The sequence below is a fragment of the Spirosoma radiotolerans genome (genome assembly GCF_000974425.1).
Classification (GTDB): domain Bacteria; phylum Bacteroidota; class Bacteroidia; order Cytophagales; family Spirosomataceae; genus Spirosoma; species Spirosoma radiotolerans.
The window spans coordinates 677422-698361 of sequence record NZ_CP010429.1 but is presented as its reverse complement, the minus strand read 5'-3'; the positions used below and the strand labels follow the sequence as shown (position 1 = coordinate 698361).

Genomic DNA, 20940 nt, shown 5'->3' with positions numbered 1-20940 from the left:
TACAACACCGGTACGGCTTATTTCTATTATCCCATTCACTGCTTCACTACCCGACTTCGGTACACCTGCTCCCCTAGCCTGACCTCCACAAAATACACGCCTGCGGGGGCGGTTTTCAGGTCAAGGGGTTGCTGGAAGAGGTCGGCCGTTTTCTGGTGATTTTGCCGGATCAGTTCAACCCCGTTCAGGGTACGCACACCCAGCGTCAAGGCACCCCGTAGTGGACCGTTGAACAACACCATCATTTGGCCATCACTCGGGTTGGGCGTTACCTGTAACGACTGCTCAGCCAGGGGCGTTGAGGCCGTGACGGTTCCTGCTCGGACGTTGATGGTCACGACAGCGGTGGTGCTGCACAGATCCAGCCCCGAACCTGCCACTGTATACGACGTTGTTTGCGTCGGTTGGGCAATTACCTGTGGTCCCAGGGTCGTGTTCAGCCCCGCTCCTGACCAGGTGAAGATACTGGCCCCGCGGGCATTCAGCGTAACGGTTTGTCCCGGATCGATAAAGATAGCGGAGGCCGCAATTTGAACGAATGATTTCTGACCCACAACAGCCGCGATGTTATGCGCCACGTTTAGCCCCAGACTATCGGCATACCGCAGCCAGTCGCCTTTCTGATTCTGGCGCCAGGATGTTGCCGAAAGCGACTCCCCATTTTTGGTCGTCACCAGCGCTACTGTGTCACCCGACGCATAGGGCAAAGTGATACCAATGTGGAAGGGTAAACTGCTCAAGGGTACGTTCCTGTCAAACGTAACGTTCGTTGGTCGATTGTTGGCCACATCGTCCAGAATCACTCGTAGGGGAACATCTTTCTGTGTCAGGATTGCGCCCGGTCCATTCTGGAAACCCCGGCCATTCCAGACCGTCACCGTCACCACCGACTCCGTTGTGGCGCCTTTGGCCGCTTTCGCTACGCCAAATTTCAGGGAGGCTCCGGCCAGATTCGAATACCCGAGCTTGTTGGCAAAGAACTCCGAAACCGCCTGACTCCGGTGGCTATTTTGTCCGGCTACATAGCCCGTTCCGTTCACTTCCCGCAAGATGGTTGGTGTACCGTTGAAGTTGGTCATATCACTGCAAAGGCCCGCGTTCAATACTTCAATGTATTCAGTGCGAACAACGGGATCGGATTGACCAATGGCATTCGAGGTGACCAGTGTCACTTTGAATTTACCGGGCTGGGTGTAGGTAACGGTTGGGTTCTGCTCCGTTGAGGTAGCGGGGGTACCCCCTTCAAATGTCCACGACCAGCTCGTCGGGAATCCATCCGATAGATCGTTGAATTTAATCTGTCCGCCCAGCAATACCTGCTGATTATCAGCCCGGAAATTCGACACGGGGCGGCTTGCCACCAGCGTACCACATACGTTGGACGACAACAGGCTAAGCCGCCGTGGGCTCAAGGCCATGACCGCCCGGATGCGGTCTTTCTGGTTGAGCGTGAAAATATTCATGCAGGCATCATTGGAGTAATCCATGTAGTTCTGCACCAGGTTCGTTGACCCACAACTTACCCGGCCTACCGGACAGCCGCTGCTCGCCGATGCCTGAGGGGGCGTATCGGCACAAAAATCGTCGCCACAACTGGCATCTCCCCAGATGTGGCGCAGGCCCAGCCAGTGGCCGGTTTCGTGCGTCAGCGTACGGCCCAGGTTATACGTGGCCCGCATGGTCGGAAAGTTGCCCTTCTCCGCATTCCCGAAGGAACGATAATCGATCACTACGCCATCGGTACTGGCCGGGCTGTCGGTTGGAATACCCGCCAGATTCGACTGGCTTGGAAACTGCGCGTATCCGAGCAGTTGGCCACCACCCGCCACGGCGTCATTCAAATCGACCACCCATATGTTGTAATATTTATCGGGATTCCAGTAGGTGCTGGGTTTCAATACGCCTTCAATATTATTCTGATTCCAGTTGGCCTGGTTACCATTGTACCGGTCGATACCCGGTTCGGCCATAGCCTGGCCCTGCGGGTTGACCACGGCGGGGCAAAACTCAATTTCGATATCGGCTCCAATTGGATTGTCGTTAAAACCGCGGGTACCCGCTCTCCGGCGATAATCTTCATTTAATGTGGCCAACTGGGCCTGCACCTGCGCCTGACTAATGTTTCGGCCTGATCCAACCGATTCGCCATTGTGCACAACGTGAACGACCACTGGAATGGTGATGACCGTAGCCAATCCAGTCCGGCCATTGGCCATTTGCTTTTTGAGTTCAACCATTTTGCGCTGCAACGACCGCTCGAAATCAGCGAGGGTGCCCATTTCGGGATGTTTGGCCCGTAGCAAACTATCCATTTGCATGGTAATGCATTGCTGAGGTGCCTGCGCACGAACACCAGCAGTTACCAGCACGAGCAGTAGTAGGCTGAGTACTAATCGAAACATACGCCTATTTGGTTGTAGTCGAGTTAAACGTAAACTGGTAGCTGGCATCAATATCCGGGAAATAATATTGAATTGTCAGTACCGTAGCCGTCAGGTTCTTTATTGTCCAAGGATATTTACCATTCAGTATCGGCAAATAAAACTCCAGCGTCGCATTGGCATTAACGAGCGTCCACGTGTCGGTTACGTAAACATCCGGGTCAGCGGAACTACATTTGGTTGCTCCTTCGCTGGCTTCAAATTTGTGTTCCGCATCAGCGTAAAAAGTACACAAATCGTCTGTTATGCAAGGATTTACGCCACTTTGAGAAATAGGTATCACACCCGACGGTGTACCATTATCAATGACTTGAAGTGAAACCATGCGCCAGGATTTTTTGTCGGTGCCGGTCAGCAATTGCGAATACGTAGCAGGCTTCGGCTCTATTTTCTCGGAACAGCCCCCCAGGAGCCATCCGATCACAGCCGGAATGAATAATAAGCGTATAAATTGTCGCATAGTCGAAACTCGTCAAATGCCTTACTGGGGCGTATAGGTCTGTACGTAATTTAGGGTTGTGTCTTTCGTACTACTGAGTGCAATCTTGAACTGAAGATTCAGCGTGATCTTCTTATCGCGGGGATTCCAGGCACCGCTTCCTTTAATGGTATCCGTTGATCCCAATTCAGCATTGCCCTGTGTCGGCACGGTGAGGGAGTTATCCCCATTATCAATAAAGGTCAGGGTTGGCTTAATGGCGTCAAACGAGAAAAAGGGGATGCCGATGTTCCAGTTGCTCAAAAGATAGTTCTTACAGTCGGTGCTGGTAATGGCTATGTTGGAAACGGTAGCCGTCTGTGCACCATATTTCTGAGTGCCTGTGTAAGACCCACCCAACAAGCAATCGTCCTGAATGGTCAGCACCAGTGTTTTTCCAACAATACTGTTTTTCCCGAATCCAACCTGCAATGTGCTCGGCTGAACCCCTGTGAGGGTAAACGTTAGCGACGATGATTCCAGAATATTATTCGCATTGTTGATCAACTGCACCATGATGTTGCCCGAACTTGCCTTCGCGGGTATGACAACCGTTCCTTTGGTGCCAACTATGGTATACTCTTTCCCTTCTCGGGCGGTGCCGCTCACCACATAGTTGACCGTGATGGGTTGGTCCAGGATGGGGCCAACATTATGAACCTGAATGGCAATCGGTTTACTATAACTCTCTTTATACGTTACGGTCGTATCGGTAAAGCGGACAAAATAAGGCCCCTCGAAAGTACGGTCAACGTCACTTGTTTCACAGGCAACGATTGCCATACCCAGCAACATGACCATTCCGATTAGCCCGTATAGTTTATGTTTTCTCATAATCATTAAAACGCTCTATTACTTAATACCCTGGGTTTTGTTGAAGGGCCGTATTTTGTTGAATCTCCCGTTGAGGAATCGGCCAGAGTTCATACCGGCTATTCCAGTTGGGCGAAAACGCCGACATAACAGCCTGTGCCCGCCCTGTTCGCACCAGATCATACCAGCGTTGTCCTTCAAACGCCAGTTCATACACGCGCTCACGCTCAACGGCTAATAACACATCGGCCTGAGCGCCTGCCGTTATCGCGGGTGCTTTCGCTCGGGTACGGAGTACGTTTAGATCAGCAATGGCTCCCGTTGTACCCGTTAGTTTGCCCTGTTGCGCCCGCGCTTCGGCCCGGATCAAATACATCTCGGCCAGCCGCATTAACACAATGTTGTTGTTATCCTCAGAAGCCGTTCCATATTTTCGTACGGTCCAACCGTTATCATTACCCCGTTGCTGTTGTGCGTTAAACGTAATGGTGGTACTCCGGGTACCGGCTTCGGCCGAAAGCAGTGAACTGACTAACTGATTGGAAGGAATGACCTCCCGACGGCCAACCAGCAAGTTGTTTAACCCAGGTGAACCTGTAACCGGATCGTTACTGGTTCCCGGATCATCAGTCAGGTTATAACCAACTTCCAGAATTGATTCGCTGGTGAAATCTTTCGTAACAATGTCAGAATAATTGGTTTGTAGGGCGTATACCCCTGAGTTAATGACAACAGTAGCCAACGACTCGGCCTGAGCCCAGTTTTTTTGATACAAGTAGTAGCGTGCCAACGCTGCCTGACAATTTATTTTATTGAGATAGGTGGCATTCGTCGTTGCATTGGTCGACGCAGATGTCACGCTTGGCAAATCCGCCAGAGCTGCCTGATAGTCGGCCAGAACAGACGCCAACATGTCGGCTTTAGCAATTCGTGGAATAGTGGTATTAGCAGATTGATCCGTAGACGTAACTTTAGGAATATCACCATATGTGTAAACGCCAATGAAGTTGGCCCATCCCCGCATAAACCGAGCCTCGGCAAGTACCTGTTTTCGGGTGGCTTCCGGCACAGTCGTTAAAGCAGGCAAACGCTCCAGGATAAAGTTCGCGACGTAAATTGTCCGGTACAATCCGCTCCACAACGCGTCAACGGCTCCGTTGGTAGCGGTAATACGCTTTGTACCCAGTTCAATTTCGTCGGTATACGTACCGTTCGCCTGGATGTAATCGGCGGTAAAATCACCGGCTATGATATTTGGAGCCGCCATGCTCCGGAAGGCGCTGTACAGACCGATCCGAACGGGTTGCACATCGTTTGGTTCGTTGAGCACCAACTCATCAACGAGGAGCGTCACTGGTTTGGGTTCCAGTACTTCCTGACAGGCTGCCAGACCAATCAGCGTAATCAATAAAGTATATCGTATATAGCGAATCATTGTAAAGCGAAGTATTGAATTAAAAATTGAGCGTTGCCCCCACAATCAGGGTTTTCACCTGAGGAAACGTAAAGAAGTCAATACCCTGAGCAGTGGTCGATCCATCAAGCGTGCTTACTTCCGGATCGGGGCCAGAATAACGAGTCCAGGTCAGAATATTCGTTGCTGACACATACAGACGGGCGTTACTAACTTTGTATTTGTTGATCCAGGCCTTCGGGAAATTATACCCCAGCGATACGTTCTTCAGGCGCAGGTACGACCCATCCTCAATAAATCGGCTGCTCGTGTAGTTGTTGTACGTATTCTGATACACGTAGCGGGGAACACTCGTGATGTCACCTTCTTTACGCCACCGTTTTAAGGCCTGCCGTGTTTGGTTATTCTGAATATCGGCACCCGAGTTCAGCAGCGTCTGATTTGAAAAATTCAAAATACTGTTTCCGTACGAAAACTGAAGCAAAGCGCTCAAATCAATCCCTTTCCAGGATACTTTATTCGTTAGGCCTCCATAAAGTTTAGGCTGTGCGTTACCGATCACCTGGCCATCGGCTGGCGTAATACGGCCATCCCCGTTTTTATCGTCGTAAATGGCATCACCGGTAGCTGGATCAACGCCTAAAAACTTCAATCCCCAAAACGTTCCCAGGGGCTGACCTGGTAAAACAACGTTCGTATTTGATACCCCATTTCCCTGGTAGCCGCGAAAAACCGGTTCGGAACTAGCCAATTCGACTACTTTATTGCTATTGTGCGATAGGTTCAGGTCCGTACTCCAACGAACTGCCCGGTTTAAATTGACTGTGGATATGGTTAGTTCTAAGCCTTTGTTAGACACTTTTCCAATATTACCCTGCACCGTACTAAAACCTGTGGTTTGTGGAATAGGCTGAGCGAATAACAGCTTATCGGTCAGGTTGTCATATGCATCAAAGATCACATTGAGTCGTCCACTAAAAAAAGACGCATCCAGACCGATGTTCGATTCGCGAGTGCGCTCCCATTGCAGATTAGCATTGGCCAGTGCAGAAGGGCCAACACCCGTTGAACCGCTGTATGTAACCGACGACCAGGTACCCAGGAATTGAAAATCACCAATGCGTTCGTTACCGGTAAAGCCATAGCTGGCCCGCAGTTTTAGATCGCTCAGGAACCGGAAACGTTCCATAAACTTTTCGCTCGAAATACGCCAGGCAAACGATGCAGATGGAAATACGCCGAACCGCTTACTCTGTCCGAAACGCGACGAACCATCGTAGCGAGCGGTTATTGTTGCCAGGTATTTCTCATCGTAGCTATAGCGAACTTCACCAAACGACGAGAACAAGCCATTATTTACTACAGACGAGCCCCCCTGATCAACAATACCGGCTGAGCTTATGTACGTGAAGTCATCGCTGGGAAATAACCTTCCCTGAACATCCCCACTCCGCTGTGTACGCTCCAAGATTTCTACCCCTGCCAGTGCATTAAACTGATGTTTTTCGGCTAGCTGAAAATTGTAGGTTAATGTGTTTGTATTGACAAAAGTTGATGTAGCTGTATTTATAAAAACACCGTAGCCCTGCCCACCGACACTGGTCAGAAAACCACCAATAGCCGTCGTCGAGGGTTCAAACTGATCTTCAGTTACGTTATTATAGTCAATACTTACCTTCGAGCGGAAGCGTAGATTCTGTAGAATCTCATATTCAGCGTATAGCCCACCAAGAAGTTTCACAGTATAGGCATTAAAGCGCGGTAACAAAGCCTGAGCCACCGGATTGAAATTAGGAAACCCCGGGTACTCGGCATCAGTCGGGACATACAAACGGCCCTGTTCATTATAAGGTGAGTAGTATGGAAGACTCTTCACTGCTCCAGAATAGACACCGTCCAGAAAATTATCGCCCTTGACGCGCTTGTTCAGCACCCTAGATAAAGTCAGGTTCGTTCCAAATGAAAGCTTATCCGTAGCCTTATGATCCAGCTTTAATTGACCTGTAAGACGGGTAAACTGATTATTCAATTGAACGCCCTGTTCGTTGCGATAGCTACCACTAAGGTAGAACTGAGTACGGTCATTACCACCCTGGGTCGATACCTGATACTGCTGGTAAACGCCTTTCCGAAGCACAGCATTCACCCAGTCGGTATTTTGCCCATCGGTAACGCCTTTAATCAACCCCAACTTATCCGGATCCAGTCCAGCATTAGTGACAGCCTCCCGTTGTAGATCAAGCAATTCCGTGGCATTCAACAGGTCGGGCCGACGAACCACGTCCGTTATTCCTCGCTGCACATCAGCAGTGAAGGTTGTTTTCTGCGCTTTACCCCGCTTAGTCGTTACCAGTACTACACCGTTAGCTGCTCTTGACCCATAAATGGCTTTTGCAGAGGCATCTTTTAATACTTGGATAGACTCAATATCGTTGGGGTTAAATAGGGCAAACGCGTTATCCGTCTGGCCACCAAAATCACGACCAGATAATGAACCATCTTCCACGGGGACACCATCGACAATGAACAAAGGACGGTTGCTGGCCGAAATGGATGTATTCCCCCGCACCCGAACAGTAAGTCCTCCACCCGGTGTACCAGACGATTGTGTTACCTGCACACCAGCCGCCTGCCCTTGTAAAGCCTGGTCGAAACTGGTTACGGGAATATCTTTAAATTTGTCAGGCGAAATAGACGCAATAGAGCCAGTAATGTCTTTACGCTGAGTTGTGTTGTAACCCGTAACGACTACCTGTGTCAACTCATTGACGGCCTCCTGCATTTTCACATTGATAACCGTGCGGTTACCCACCGTTACCTCCTGCGATACTAGGCCAATAGAAGAAAGCAATAATACAGCCGTCGGACCAGGGGCCGTAATGCTGTACTTACCATTCGCGTCGGTGCTGACGCCGTTTGTTGTTCCCTTTACGATAACATTGACGCCGGGAATGGGCAAGCCATCCTGAGCCGATGTAACCGTACCTGTTATACGCTGACTTTGGGCGAGCAAATAGCCCGGCAGCAGGAGCAGCCATGCTGACCAGATAATACCACAATAAAATTTCCTCATGTATACGTTATACTCCAAGTAAAGTCTTTTAAAGTTCTGGCACCCAAACAAACAAAACAATATACTAGAAAACGTAGCAAGCTACTATTTTTTCAAACGCAAAAATCACCTCCATCGTATAAATATACGGCCTCAGTCGGGTAGTTTACTGAACCTGTCTCCATCCTGATCTGGCGTGTTAGTTTACCTGATTTTACTGCCTATACGTCAATTTTCTCCTGTTCGATTCAGAACCGTTTCTGTTTTACAAACAATATGCATCTTAGTATACCAAAAAGGCTCCCTGCCAGTAGCAGAGAGCCTTCGTAACAGTATAATCTATGTATTATTGAAACAGTATGCTTTTTGTATTACTTCGGGTTCTTTATGGGTGCACTACCTGCAGCAGCCGGATTGTACGCTAACTCGTTATCCGGAACATCCCAATAATCGAGGAAGTTATACTGAATGGTGGCATTGGTGTTCACTTTACCAGCTTTGTCAACCACAACAGCCCCTGTGCGACCCTTGGTGATGACCTCCCAACGACGTGCATCGTAAAAAGACAATCCGCGGAAGACCAGACCAACCCGACGTTCTTTGCGAAGAGCCTCCTTAGCGTCGGCGAGAGACAGGCCACTCAGCGGTGCCAAACCAGCTCCCTGAAATGACCGTACAGCATCGATAGACGCCAGCCCACCAGCAATATCACCCGTGTAGATTTTAGCCTCGGCCTTCATCAGTTCATTTTCTTCGTACGTGCTGGCCAGGTAGAGTTCATACGCACCAACCGTTAAGTTACTCAATACAACTACACCTGCTTGTCCTTTGCCGCCACTTACTAACTGCCAGCGCGTGTTGAATGAGTTACCACGGTCGGAGTTGAACAGCGCCGGAGCAGCCAACTGCGTAAAATTATTAGTCAACCGTTTATCGCCCGCGGGGAAGTCCTGTATCAAGCGTTCGCTGATTTTATACGTAACCGTACCCGGTACGCCGGTCGATTTAGCGGCCATGCTGCCATTTACGCTGGAGATAAAATCGGCGTTATCGGTCGACCGGCCCGTAAATACATTGTCCGTCGATTTTACGCCATCATTTGTCAACGTCAGAATCTGCCCCCATTGAGCGGCCGTCATAGCAGCGGCCGTTGTATTCACCAGAATGTTACGGGCTTTGAGCGTATTGATGCTCCGTTTCCACATGTCTGTTGTTGGCGGAACACCTTTGCCAACTTGATTAAACTGCGGAATCAGGGCGGTAATCGTGGCGGTATAATTTGCATCTGTACCCAGCGCGGTCAATAACGCGGCCGCCTGATCGAGGTTTTTGTTGGCTTCGTCAATGATTTTCTCTTTTGTGACATAGTTGGCATTCGTAGCCGCCGTTTTGTCATTGATTAAGCCCGCGTAGTAAATCGAACCAATCCGCGAATAGGCATAGCCTTTCCACCAGTAAGCCCAGGCCAAAACCGTATTCTTTTTGGCTGCCGAGCTAGTTGCATCACCCGAAAACGTCGTTGTCTTGGCAATGTCAATCACGTTATTCATGGCGTTATTCAGGTTGTACATATACCCCCATTCATAGAATAGCGGGTTGGCACCTGCATTGGCGTTCGTATTGATGGTCCGGATCAGCGCAATCTGACTGTTGATCGCACTGGGGTTAAGTACTTTTGTGCCGTCATCCAGGATTACAACATCGGGCATGCCAATCTGATTGCCATATACGTTGGCCGCTTCTTCGCCAACCACATCGCCCATCATTTCATGGAACCCAACAGCACCTGTCCAGAAATAACCAGGGATACCGTCGTAATACTTAATTCCATCTTTGAATCCGTTGATGTACACACTACCCTGAGCCAGGCCAATGACCCCTGTTTCGGTGGAGGCACTCGACGGCGTAGGCTGATTGGGATTTTTTACATCCAGTTGCTCCTTACAGGCACCCAAAAGGCTAACCAGCGCAAGAGACAAAACCGTATTTTTTATATATTTTTTCATGAGTTGTTCGTGCTGAAAATGAATTAGAAACCGAAGTTGAGGGAGACCTGGTACGAGCGGTTGTTTGGCGTCGTGTTGTGATCTGTGCCCCGGTCCCATGCGGAGTTTTCGCCACCACCACTCGACAAGTTGCTACCCGTTGTCTGGCCTGAGCTTATTTCAGGATCAAAGCCGGTGTACTTCGTAAAGGTCAGGATATTACGACCGCTAAAGACGACCTGTAGGCGACGCATAGGTAACTTGATGAGTTTCGTCAGCTCGACCCCTAAGGCTACGTTACGCAGCCGAACAAAAGAAGCGTCTTCGTAGAAGTAGTCCTTCGTTCCATTGTTGGCACCAGCCTGATAAATACCCCGATAGAAAGCTGTCCAGGCACCTGTTTGACCGTTGATCGTAATTGGCGTTGTGTAATCCTTATGGATACCATCACGATACATCCATTCTTTCGTTTGGTTGTACAAATGGCTTCCCTGGGTCCAATCGAACTGGAAATTCAACGTCACGATGTCACGGAACGAAATATCATTGATGAACGACGAAACAAACGTAGGATTCGGGTCACCAAAGCTGTACTGACCTGAGCTAAAGAGCGGCTGCTTGGTCGCTTTGTTGACGACATATCCATTGCTGGCCACTTCGTAGTTAGGTTTGTTGGCTTCCGAAATGGCGGGGGTGCCGTCGGGCAGAATCTGATCGAGGCTGTGAATGCCTAAATAACCGAACAACTGTCCAATTTTCTGGCCTGCTTTCAGCACGTAGTTGGTGCTACCGGCGCTGGACGTAACAACAATTTGCTGATTCCCTTTTACTGCGTCGATCTGTGAACTCTGGTGCCCAAAATTGGTCGTAAAATTCCAGGTGATGTTGTTACCCCGGTAAACCGTTGCGTTTAACGAGATCTGTGTTCCTCTGGAAGACAGTGAGAACGCATTATCTTTAACCGTACCCACCCCTGTCGATGGAGCCGAGTTTACGTTATAGATAGCGTTATCGGTCGAGCGATTCCAGTAGCTGAACGAAAAATTGAGCCGTTTGAGCCAGTCGCCGTTCCCGCCTTTCACCGTAAAGTCAGTGCCTATTTCGAGTTCTTTCGAGACTTCTACACCCAGATCCGGGTTGCTTTGCGTAGTGGTATTATAAAATACGTTATTAGCACCAAATGTCCGGGTACCTAATGTCACGTAGCGGTCGAATGGTTTTGGCTGAATACCCGCTTCACCATATGCTGCCCGTAGCTTGAATTCGGGTACGTATGTTCCTAAAGTGCTATTCTGCCAGAACTTAAGCGACGAAGGACGAATGTATCCATCGGCGTGTGGGAACGTGAACGGTGTTGACCCGCGACCAAAAGCAGATGAATAATCCGAGCGAAAACCAGCCGTAACGCCCAGGAGTTCACCATATTCGATATGCTGATTAATCAGGTAGCCATACGTGACAAACGGCGTGCGGTTATCAAGTGATATCCGGTAAGTACTAGCCTGCGCACCTGTATAGGGTGTATAGGTAGGAAGACCAAGACCGTATGTATCAAACTCACTGTAGTTATTTTGCCGGTAATCGAAAGATACCTGCGTCGATGTCCGAATGGGAACATTCAGTTTGAAATCTTCCTGGAAATCCGTTTTGATGAACGCGCTGGCCAGGAAGTTCTGGAATACCGTTTTGTATTCGTACGTTGAAACCTCACCTTTCGCATCACTGGCATTTGTGCTCGTAGCATAACCTGCTCCGTTGGCAATGATATTCCGATTCAGGGTCTGGTTTGCGTAATTATACCGTTCTTCCTCCTGCGTATAGTTCAGGCCATATTTAGCGTTGAGATCCAGGTATTTAATGGGCTTATAATCCAATTCCACGCTCTGAATAACATCGACCTTATTATCAAAATGGTTCCGGTACTGCAGGCGATAATTTGGATTATAGCCGTTTACGCCTGAAGCACTACCATAATAAGCAGCATAGTTTCCATCGGGATCCTTGTAATCGTAATTGTTGAACGGACGAGTATTGTTGATGTCATACCATACGGCCCGGTCGTAGGTGTTAATCGTATTTTTGGTATAAACCAACTGCGTAACACTGCGTAGGGTCAGGTTCTTAGCCAGGGTCATGCCTATGTTGCTGACGAGGTTACTCCGGTTGTAGGCTCCGTTATTTTTCAGAATAGTGGTCTGATAACTATTTGAGGCCGTAATGCTGTAATCAGCCCTTCCACTTCCGCCCGATATGTTCAACGAGTTGTTGATCGTTTCGGAAGGTTTGAAGAACATGCTATAGTAATCGTAGAACTTCAGATTTTGATCGTATGGCTTGTTGGCCTGGCTGTTAACATCCAATGCATTGTATTGAACGTTTTCACTCCAGGTACTAGTCGCCGGATCGAACGTAAGTGGCTTGCCGGATACACCGATAACATTGTTGCTGGCATCCGTCACGAAAGCATGCTTGTCGGCCTGTCCAACACCGCCCTGATTGATATACGAGTTCGTGGCATAGCTGTTAGAAAAACTAATTTGGGCCGGGCCATCTTTACCCCGTTTGCTGAACAACTGAATAACACCGTTGGCGCCCTGGGCACCATAAAGCGTACCGGCGGCTGCTCCCTGAATGACCTCTACCCGATCAATTGTATTCAGATCCAGCGAGTTAAGGTCAGTAGAACCAACCTGTACACCATCCATCAGGACGATAGGCGCCGTACCACGGTTGATTGTGTTGATTCCCCGAAGCAGAATATTCGCTTTTGAGCCGGGTGTACCGTTGGCGCTGACAATCTGAGCGCCCGCAATTTTACCAACAAGCGCCTGGTCAATGGAGGCTGTTGGCGCGGCTGGCAAATCTTTCGCCGAAACGGATTCGACGGCGATACCAAGTTTAGCCTTAGAGGTGGCCACCCCGACGCCGGTTACGACGACTTCGGATAACTGACGGGAGTCGGATACCAGACTTACGTTTATTTCCGACTCATTACCAACTTTTACTTCCTGTGTGACAACGCCCACGAAGCTAAATACCAGCGAGATACCTTTCGTGCTCGGTATTGAGATGACGTACACACCACTTGCATCCGTGTTTGTTCCTTTCGTTGTTCCTTTTACGACAACTGAAACCCCCGGTAGGGCTGATCCGTCTTCGGCCGATATAACCTTACCGACGACTTTCCTTTCCTGCGCCCACGCGGTGGACAATACTGAGTTAACTAAAAGGAAACTCAATAATAGAATTCTACTCATAAGTGTTGTTAGTTAGGTTAAAATACTTTTCCGTGTCTACAAAACTATAGCCAAAAAAATGCAATACAAAATTCCTAATATTGTAAAGTATTCAGCTTTTTATAGTGACTACTCATAGTAATGCAGAATATAATTTTACATATATCAAAATAAGGCTATTAACTATATGCCCACATGATAAATTTTTCGCTGATTCCAGAACAAAGTATAACTGAGTATTTTTAACATAGTATTAGTAAATAGAAGAATAATATAAAATATACACACTTAAATACAACTTATATGAGTATTACAAAAAATCAATAAATAGCATTTTTATTATATGCGAATCAACCGTGTCTCACTGGTTAAAATGTAACGCTACTTAGAATGAGGCTTTTCTACACGTGCTTAGTTAACTTCATGACAAGTGTAATTTAATTATTACCTTATGTATCTGCGAGTTGCTTGTTACTCCTTTAGAAAAACAACTGCCTATACCACAGGAATATTACCTAAGTAATATCTGTAGCCATTAGTAAACGCAGGCCGAATTGGGGCAAGGTATTTCGCTATTACTGGTAGCTGTGGGGACTTTAAGCAGACCGCTACGGGTTACAAGCGGTTAAGCAATTGTAACCCGTAGCGTCAAGCAGCTGTTGGTGAGCAACCTACTCCCCTTATTAACAGGCTAGTTAACAAGGGAAACAAGCGTAAGGATTATATAGGAGGCTTTGATGAGTGTATCAGATGATACGCTATGAGAGTTCGAGCGTTGTTCGCTCCAGGGCTTTGCTAATATCTGCCGCCATCGAGCGGGTATATTGATGACCGATCCGAAATAACTCGCGGGCTTTGCTGATGTCCGTTGTTGTATACTGCGAAAGTTGGGGCGGCTCAATCAGCACGTTACACTTGGCGAAGCGGTCTCTTGTTTTGCTTTGCACGGCAAGCACTAAGCTACGCTCAATAACTCCCCGCATGGAGGTAATCGGTTTACGGGGACCCAATACATTGCAATGCGATCCGATCAGGAAATCAACTTTGTTTTCGATCACATCAACCGGCAAGTTATTCAAGACACCTCCATCCACAAACTGGCGTTTGTGAATGAGCATTGGCTCAAAAATACCCGGTAAACAGCATGATGCCAGTACAGGTCGGATCAGTTCTCCTTTCTCGAAAACGACCTGTTCGCCAGCATTCAAATCGACCGCAACCACGTGTAACGGAATTTTAAGCCCTTCAAATGAGTCGTGCGGAATGTACTTTCTGTATAAGTCGACGACCATGTCCAGACGCAGCAGGCCCATTCGGTTCCAGGCAGGGCGCAAGTGGCGCATAAACGAAGACGATTCAATGATTTTCAGACTTTCGTCGGGTGTGTACCCCTGAGCCAGCAAAGCACCGGTAATGGAACCGGCACTAGTTCCGGCAATCTGGTCGAACGGTATGCCCATTTCCTGCAAGGCTTTTATGACCCCCAGATGAGCAATGCCACGAGCCCCTCCCCCTGATAACACCAACCCTATTTTCATATATTTCAGACTATTGATTAGATAACGGTCTGTCTACTTTTTTGGTTTTTGTCAGGTAGACGACTGGTCCGCCAAGCCGCAGGTGAGCAGGACATAGGTCTTAACAAGCCAGGCGTCATTGGTTTCCGGCTACGCGGACCAGTCGTCTACCTTACGACAAAAATTCCGCTAATGTTCCGGTATCTTTTACCCGGACGCCCTTGTCGGTGCGCTCCAAGGTGGCGGCTTCGACGGTTGGGTCGTGATCGAAAACAAGCACCCAATCTTCCGCAACAGCCCGGTTAAGAAACTCCGTTTTTTCATTGAGTGTCAGGAGCGGGCGCACGTCATACCCCATTACATAGGGAACGGGAATGTGCGCCACCGATGGTATAAGATCGGCACAAAAGGCTACGGTACGCCGTTGTCCCGTACGGCCCGTAACCTGAAACGTGGGCAACGTCATTTTTTCGGTGTGTCCATCCACATAAAGCAAGTCAACACCGGGTATAGCCAGGTCTTCCTGATCGATAAACCGAAGCTGGTCGTTCTCGTGCAAGGGCATAAAGTTTTCGCGCAGGTACGTGGCCCGTTCACGGGGATTAGGGTTCGTTGCCCAGTCCCACTGACCACTATGGCTCCAGTAGCTTGCCCGCGGAAACGTTGCTTCGAGCTTCGTGCGGCTGGCATCTGTGTACTGCACAGCCCCACCCGCGTGATCGAAGTGCAGGTGCGTCAGCAGGACATCGGTAATATCATTGATGGAGTACCCGGCCTGTTCAACCGCCCCAACCAGCGTTTTCCCGTTGGGCAGGTCATAATAGGCGAAGAATTTAGCGTCCTGCTTGTCGCCCGCACCGGTATCGACCAGCATAAGCCGGTTGCCTTCCTCAACAAGCAGGCAGCGCATGGCCCAGTTGCATAGGTTTCGCTCATCGGCGGGACTTTGTTTTTGCCAGATCGACTTCGGAACCACGCCAAACATAGCGCCACCATCAAGTTTGAAAAGTCCGGTATCAAGGGGTTTGATCAGCATACAGACAGGATAAAGTTACCGGACAAATATAAATGCATTCCCTGACAACCCGGAACGGCGGGCGAATCAGGGACTGTAGGCTTATGCCCTAATTCATGTTACTTTTGGAACTGGATATAGGTTCAGACCGAAATTACTTATCGTTTGTATGCTACATACGTATCAGGACCCAAAAACGGCGGGCATACTGAACCTGATTTGTCAGGAGCCTGGCTTCGAACGTTACTTCTTCCGGGAACCACAAAGCCGTCTACTGACCATTGCCTGGAACGTTGGCGACGACCAGGCCGTCCTGATCGATGGCATCAACTATCTGTTTCCCCGGCAGACTATGCTGCCCCTGATGGTCAGCCAATCGGTCAGTTTTGAACACCCCGACACCATTGTTGCCTGGCAGTTTGATCGGGCCTTTTATTGCATTGTGGATCATGATAAGGAAGTATCCTGTGTTGGTTTTCTGTTTTACGGCGCTAAAGACCCCCTTTTCCTGGCGCTTAGCTCCAGCGAGCAAACGAAGTTCGATGCCTTGCTGACGGTATTCCACGATGAATTTTCGACCCATGATGCCATACAGGGCGAAATGCTCCGCATGCTGCTGAAGCGGCTGATCATCAAACTTACCCGGTTGGCAAAAGAGCAATACCTTGATCCAACCCTCAGTGAGAAAGACCTCGACCTGGTTCGGCGATTCAATCTGCTGGTCGAAATTCATTACCGGAAGCTTCACGCCGTTAGTGACTACGCGGAGCTGCTTAATAAATCGCCCAAAACGTTGTCTAATCTGTTTGCGATCTATAATCAGAAAAGTCCGCTGCAACTTATTCACGAACGAATCGTACTGGAAGCCAAGCGGTTACTACTCTATACCGACAAATCGACGAAAGAAATTGCCTATGAGCTAGGCTTTGAAGAAGTCCCCCATTTTAGTCGTTTTTTCAAGAAGCAGGTCAACCTGCCCCCATCCGAATTTAAGGAACACATAAAAAGTAACCTGTCAATACCGTTACCTCTCGGGAAGAATTGATAATAGGTCGGGCAGTACGGTCATTTTCGACTGCGTTTAGGCGCTGCACCTTTGCATTGTCAAAACGACAACGTAAACCAACACGAAAATGGCAAGTTTCACAGTACCAACACGAGATCAGGTTTCAGCACAAAATCAACAACTATTCGATACGTTACAAAAAGGGCTCGGTTTCGTTCCGAATCTCTATGCTACCTTCGGCTTGTCTGACAATGGCCTGGGCGCATATTTAGCTTTTCAGCAGAGTCAGACAAAAGGGGCGTTCAGAGCGAAAGAACGCGAAGCGATCAATTTGGTCGTTTCGCAGGTCAACAAGTGTGTCTATTGTTTGGCGGCCCACACAGCTCTAGGCAAAATGAACGGTTTTTCAGACCAGCAAATGCTGCAACTCCGCGCTGGGTATGCTGACTTTGACCCGAAACTCGATGCTCTGGTTAAACTAGCGCAAGCCATTACCGAAACCAAAGGCCATCCGGCCACTGAACTGGTTGATGCCTATATAGCGGCTGGCTATGCACAGAGCAGCGTCATTGATCTGATTCTGATGGTTGGCGATAAGATCATGTCAAATTATCTGCACAGTATGACTAACATTCCTGTCGACTTCCCTGCGGCCCCCGCTCTCGAAAGCATTGAGGCCTGATTTCAACCAAAGTCCTTACTATCAGCCTATTCTATTCATTCTCAGGAATCATGAAAAACAGTCTTTTTATTGGCTTATTTATCCTTTTACTTGCCTTTACAACAGGAGATTCCATTCCCCAAAGGCCAGAAGACATCAGCCCGCTGTTGATTGGCGAGACAATCCCCGACGTTCGCCTTCAATCCGTTGACAATCAAGCCGTTTCTCTACTATCGGAGGTCGCTAAAAAGCCGACGGTTTTGGTCTTTTACCGGGGCGGCTGGTGCCCTTATTGCAGCCGACAGTTAGCGGAACTGCGCACGCTGGAACCGGATCTGAACAAAAAAGGGTATCAGCTTATTGCTGTCAGTACGGATAGTCCCGAAAATTTAAGGAGCACCCTCGACAAAAATCAACTTCCGTACACGCTTCTTTCCGACTCCGACGTAACCGCAGCCAAAGCATTCGGACTGGCTTTCAAGGCACCAGCTGCCTATGGCTCGACACTGGAAAAAGGGAGTGGCGGAAAAAATGTCGAGAAGTTATTACCAGTACCCGCCGTTTTTTTGCTTAATCGACAGGGAGTTATAAAATTTGAATACATTAACCCCAACTTTAAGGAGCGGATGCCGGGCAACTTGCTGAAAGCCGCGATTGAATCGGTTAGCTAGCTGACCTTTTGCGCATGAACTTTGTTATAAAGTTGATCATCGATCAACTTTATTTTGTATACTCGACTCATTCCTTCACTCACCTAACTATATGAAACGCATCGTTCACAAACACCCGCTGGCTATCCGGTGGTTTCACTGGATCAACTTCCCGGTTCTGTTCGTCATGATCTGGAGCGGTCTGCTGATTTACTGGGCGTATGATCCGTATAAAATTACGATCGGTGGCTATACGCTTCTTTCCTTTTTCCCGGATGGCTTTTACAAATTCCTGAACGTTCCGCGCCGGCTGGCCGAGGGCATGGCCTGGCATTGGGTATTCATGTGGGTGTTTATGCTGAACGGGCTGGCCTACGTCATCTACACCTTTGCCTCGGGTGAATGGCGGCACCTGGTGCCCGACCGTCGCTCCTTTCGGGAAGCCATTCAGGTGACCTTGTATGATTTGGGGCTTCGCAAAACGCAACCGCCTTTTATCAAATACAACGGCGCGCAGAAAATAGCCTACTTTGCCATCATGCTCATGGGCGTGGGGTCGGTACTGACCGGCTTTGCCATTTACAAACCCACCCAGTTTTCGTGGCTGACCCGTTTGTTGGGCGGATATGAAGCCGCCCGGCTGGAACACTTCGTGCTTACCGTTGGCTATGTGTTGTTTTTCTTTGTTCATATCGGTCAGGTAATCCGGGCAGGCTGGCGCAATTTCCAGTCCATGGTAACGGGTTTTGAGGTCGTTGAAACCGTTGCTCCGGCCAAAAAACAGGCAATGCCCGAACCACCCATAACACCCGTCCTACCCACGCCCCAACCGAATGGGACACAACCCGTCGGACCATCGGAACCCTTGTTAACGCCTAAACCCTCTCTGTCGTGAGCCAGTCAAACGAACCTAAATTACCCGAAAGCGACGTGCCTGAATCAGCCGTTCGTCGGCGCATGCTGAAATCATTTGGCTGGTTTGCGCTGGCCGCTGCCGTGCCCGTCGGTATCTACGAATGGATTACGAATAGCCCTAAATTGCTAGGCGTTAAGAAGCCGTTTCGGCGGGTACTGGACGCCAATGAACAGGTGGCCCGAACGTATTTCAGCAATACGCACTTAGTCCGTACATATCCTGTAAATCAGGCAGCCAAGAAAGCCAGGGTCAATGGCTATGATGGTATAAAAACGCCCGTTGCCGAAGACTGGAAATTACAGATCGACCGAAAAGCGGGCGCTCCGGCCGAGCCAAGTCAGCCGCTCCTGCTGACCATCGATGACATCAAGGCGCTGCCAAAGCATGAAATGGCCTACGAATTCAAGTGCATTGAAGGCTGGAGCCAGATTCAGCATTGGGGCGGAGCACGGCTATCTGATTTTCTGGTGGCTCACAAACTCGGCACCAAAAGCGGCAATGCGCCCAATCCGGATAACACCGATGACCTGTTCAAGTACATCGGCATGGAAACGCCCGATAAAGGGTATTACGTCGGCATTGATATGGAGAGCGCTATGCACCCGCAGACGTTGCTGGCTTATGAACTGAACGGCGAACCGATTACCGCACCGCATGGTGCCCCGCTCCGGCTGATTATTCCGGTGAAGTATGGTGTTAAAAACCTCAAGCGCATTGGCCGGATCTTCTTTTCGGATGAGCGTCCCCGCGACTTCTGGGCCGAACGAGGCTATGATTACTACGTAGGACTTTAGGTAAACAACCCTCTTCATTTTCTTATGAATTACCTCCTTTTGCTCCTGACCGCTTGTGGGATGGCCTTTTGGGCACCCGACAAAAGCCCGATAAAACCCGCCCCTCAGCCGGTTGTTGTGCTGGAATTATTCACCTCGCAGGGCTGTTCCAGTTGCCCGCCTGCCGACAGAGCCTTGCAGGAAATAACCCGGCAGGCCGCCAGTACCGGGCAGATGGTTTATAGCCTATCGTTCCATGTCGACTACTGGAATCGCCTGGGCTGGCAGGACCCTTTCAGCAATAAGCTCTTCACCGACCGCCAGCGCCAGTACGACCGCGCTTTGAACAGTCAAACCTATACGCCCCAACTGGTTATCAATGGGAAACAGGATGTGATTGGTGGGCAAAAAGCGAAAATTGAGCAAGCGATTCAGAGCATTCAAAAACAGCCTGCTTCGGAGTTTATTGGTGTGGAGGGAAGCGTAGCCCGCGAGGCCGGACAGGTGACCATAAAATACGAGCTTTCGGCTGCAGGGCCTTACCGGGTCAATGTGGCGCTGGTCCAGAAGGAAGCCCATACGGCGGTAAAAAACGGGGAGAATGGCGGCCGTACTCTGACTAATACGAACGTTGTCCGGCAATTTAAAACCATTGACCAAGCGAGTACATCGGGCCGTTTATCCCTTCCTCTACCTACGGGTCTTTCGGCCGATCAGACAGCCGTGCTTGTGTATGTCCAGCGAACGGACAATGGGCAAGTCGTGGGTGCCAAACAGTTATAGCAGGCAGGCTATCATTATAGGTTCAATGGCTCGAAATCTGTTACCTAAACCTATATAACGAAGTCGCTCAACACTATTGAATACATAGTTATAGCACATAACATCGCTCTATCATCGAATTCGATACACAACAAATTCGCGAAAGCCATTTGGTGGAGCTTCCGAGCGTGGAGCACATCCCGCCTGTGCAGTCGCGGGAT

15 protein-coding genes are annotated in these 20940 nt (G+C 49.2%); 6 read left to right on the top strand and 9 right to left on the bottom strand.

What is annotated here, in order from left to right; genetic code table 11:
* Positions 1-35: 35 nt before the first annotated feature.
* From SD10_RS02665 to SD10_RS02625, 9 genes are all read right to left on the bottom strand, one after another.
* The gene (locus SD10_RS02665) at positions 36-2402 is read right to left on the bottom strand and encodes a M43 family zinc metalloprotease (protein ID WP_046375566.1); all 2367 of its coding nucleotides are present in this window, start codon (positions 2400-2402) and stop codon (positions 36-38) included.
* 4 nt (positions 2403-2406) lie between these two features.
* The gene (locus SD10_RS02660; RefSeq protein ID WP_046375565.1) at positions 2407-2901 is read right to left on the bottom strand and encodes a hypothetical protein; all 495 of its coding nucleotides are present in this window, start codon (positions 2899-2901) and stop codon (positions 2407-2409) included.
* Between the two features lie 21 nt (positions 2902-2922).
* A complete protein-coding gene (locus tag SD10_RS02655) occupies positions 2923-3753 on the bottom strand; it encodes a hypothetical protein (RefSeq protein WP_046578966.1) in 831 nt (276 codons plus the stop codon).
* A 22-nt stretch (positions 3754-3775) separates the two neighbouring features.
* Positions 3776-5167: a RagB/SusD family nutrient uptake outer membrane protein gene (locus SD10_RS02650; RefSeq protein ID WP_046375564.1), complete on the bottom strand. Its 1392-nt coding sequence runs from the start codon at positions 5165-5167 to the stop codon at positions 3776-3778.
* A 19-nt stretch (positions 5168-5186) separates the two neighbouring features.
* Positions 5187-8219 carry a SusC/RagA family TonB-linked outer membrane protein gene (locus tag SD10_RS02645; RefSeq protein WP_046375563.1) on the bottom strand — a complete coding sequence of 1011 codons (3033 nt, stop codon included), beginning with the start codon at positions 8217-8219 and terminating at the stop codon, positions 5187-5189.
* A 350-nt stretch (positions 8220-8569) separates the two neighbouring features.
* Positions 8570-10204 (bottom strand): RagB/SusD family nutrient uptake outer membrane protein, encoded by a 1635-nt coding sequence (locus SD10_RS02640; RefSeq protein WP_046375562.1) that lies wholly within the window; start codon positions 10202-10204, stop codon positions 8570-8572.
* Positions 10205-10227: 23 nt separating this feature from the next.
* Entirely contained in the window at positions 10228-13440 is a 3213-nt protein-coding gene (locus tag SD10_RS02635) for a SusC/RagA family TonB-linked outer membrane protein (protein ID WP_046375561.1), read from the bottom strand.
* A 737-nt stretch (positions 13441-14177) separates the two neighbouring features.
* On the bottom strand, positions 14178-14957 hold the full coding sequence (locus tag SD10_RS02630; RefSeq protein WP_046375560.1) for a patatin-like phospholipase family protein: 780 nt from the start codon (positions 14955-14957) through the stop codon (positions 14178-14180).
* Between the two features lie 151 nt (positions 14958-15108).
* Complete coding sequence (locus SD10_RS02625; protein ID WP_046375559.1) at positions 15109-15972, bottom strand: MBL fold metallo-hydrolase; 864 nt, start codon at positions 15970-15972, stop codon at positions 15109-15111.
* Positions 15973-16120: 148 nt separating this feature from the next.
* On the opposite strand from SD10_RS02625, the gene SD10_RS02620 reads away from it, so the two are divergent.
* The 6 genes from SD10_RS02620 (at position 16121) to SD10_RS02595 (ending at position 20740) form a co-directional block, all read left to right on the top strand.
* Positions 16121-16996: a helix-turn-helix domain-containing protein gene (locus tag SD10_RS02620; protein WP_046375558.1), complete on the top strand. Its 876-nt coding sequence runs from the start codon at positions 16121-16123 to the stop codon at positions 16994-16996.
* Positions 16997-17084: 88 nt separating this feature from the next.
* Entirely contained in the window at positions 17085-17639 is a 555-nt protein-coding gene (locus SD10_RS02615) for a carboxymuconolactone decarboxylase family protein (protein ID WP_046375557.1), read from the top strand.
* Positions 17640-17689: 50 nt separating this feature from the next.
* Positions 17690-18289, top strand: a complete 600-nt coding sequence (locus SD10_RS02610; protein ID WP_046375556.1) for a peroxiredoxin-like family protein — start codon at positions 17690-17692, stop codon at positions 18287-18289.
* Positions 18290-18380: 91 nt separating this feature from the next.
* Positions 18381-19163, top strand: a complete 783-nt coding sequence (locus SD10_RS02605) for a cytochrome b/b6 domain-containing protein (RefSeq protein WP_046375555.1) — start codon at positions 18381-18383, stop codon at positions 19161-19163.
* Complete coding sequence (locus tag SD10_RS02600; protein ID WP_046375554.1) at positions 19160-19978, top strand: molybdopterin-dependent oxidoreductase; 819 nt, start codon at positions 19160-19162, stop codon at positions 19976-19978. Before SD10_RS02605 ends, SD10_RS02600 begins: the two co-directional genes overlap by 4 nt.
* A gap of 24 nt (positions 19979-20002) precedes the next feature.
* Entirely contained in the window at positions 20003-20740 is a 738-nt protein-coding gene (locus tag SD10_RS02595; RefSeq protein WP_046375553.1) for a DUF1223 domain-containing protein, read from the top strand.
* The last annotated feature ends 200 nt before the right edge of the window (positions 20741-20940 follow it).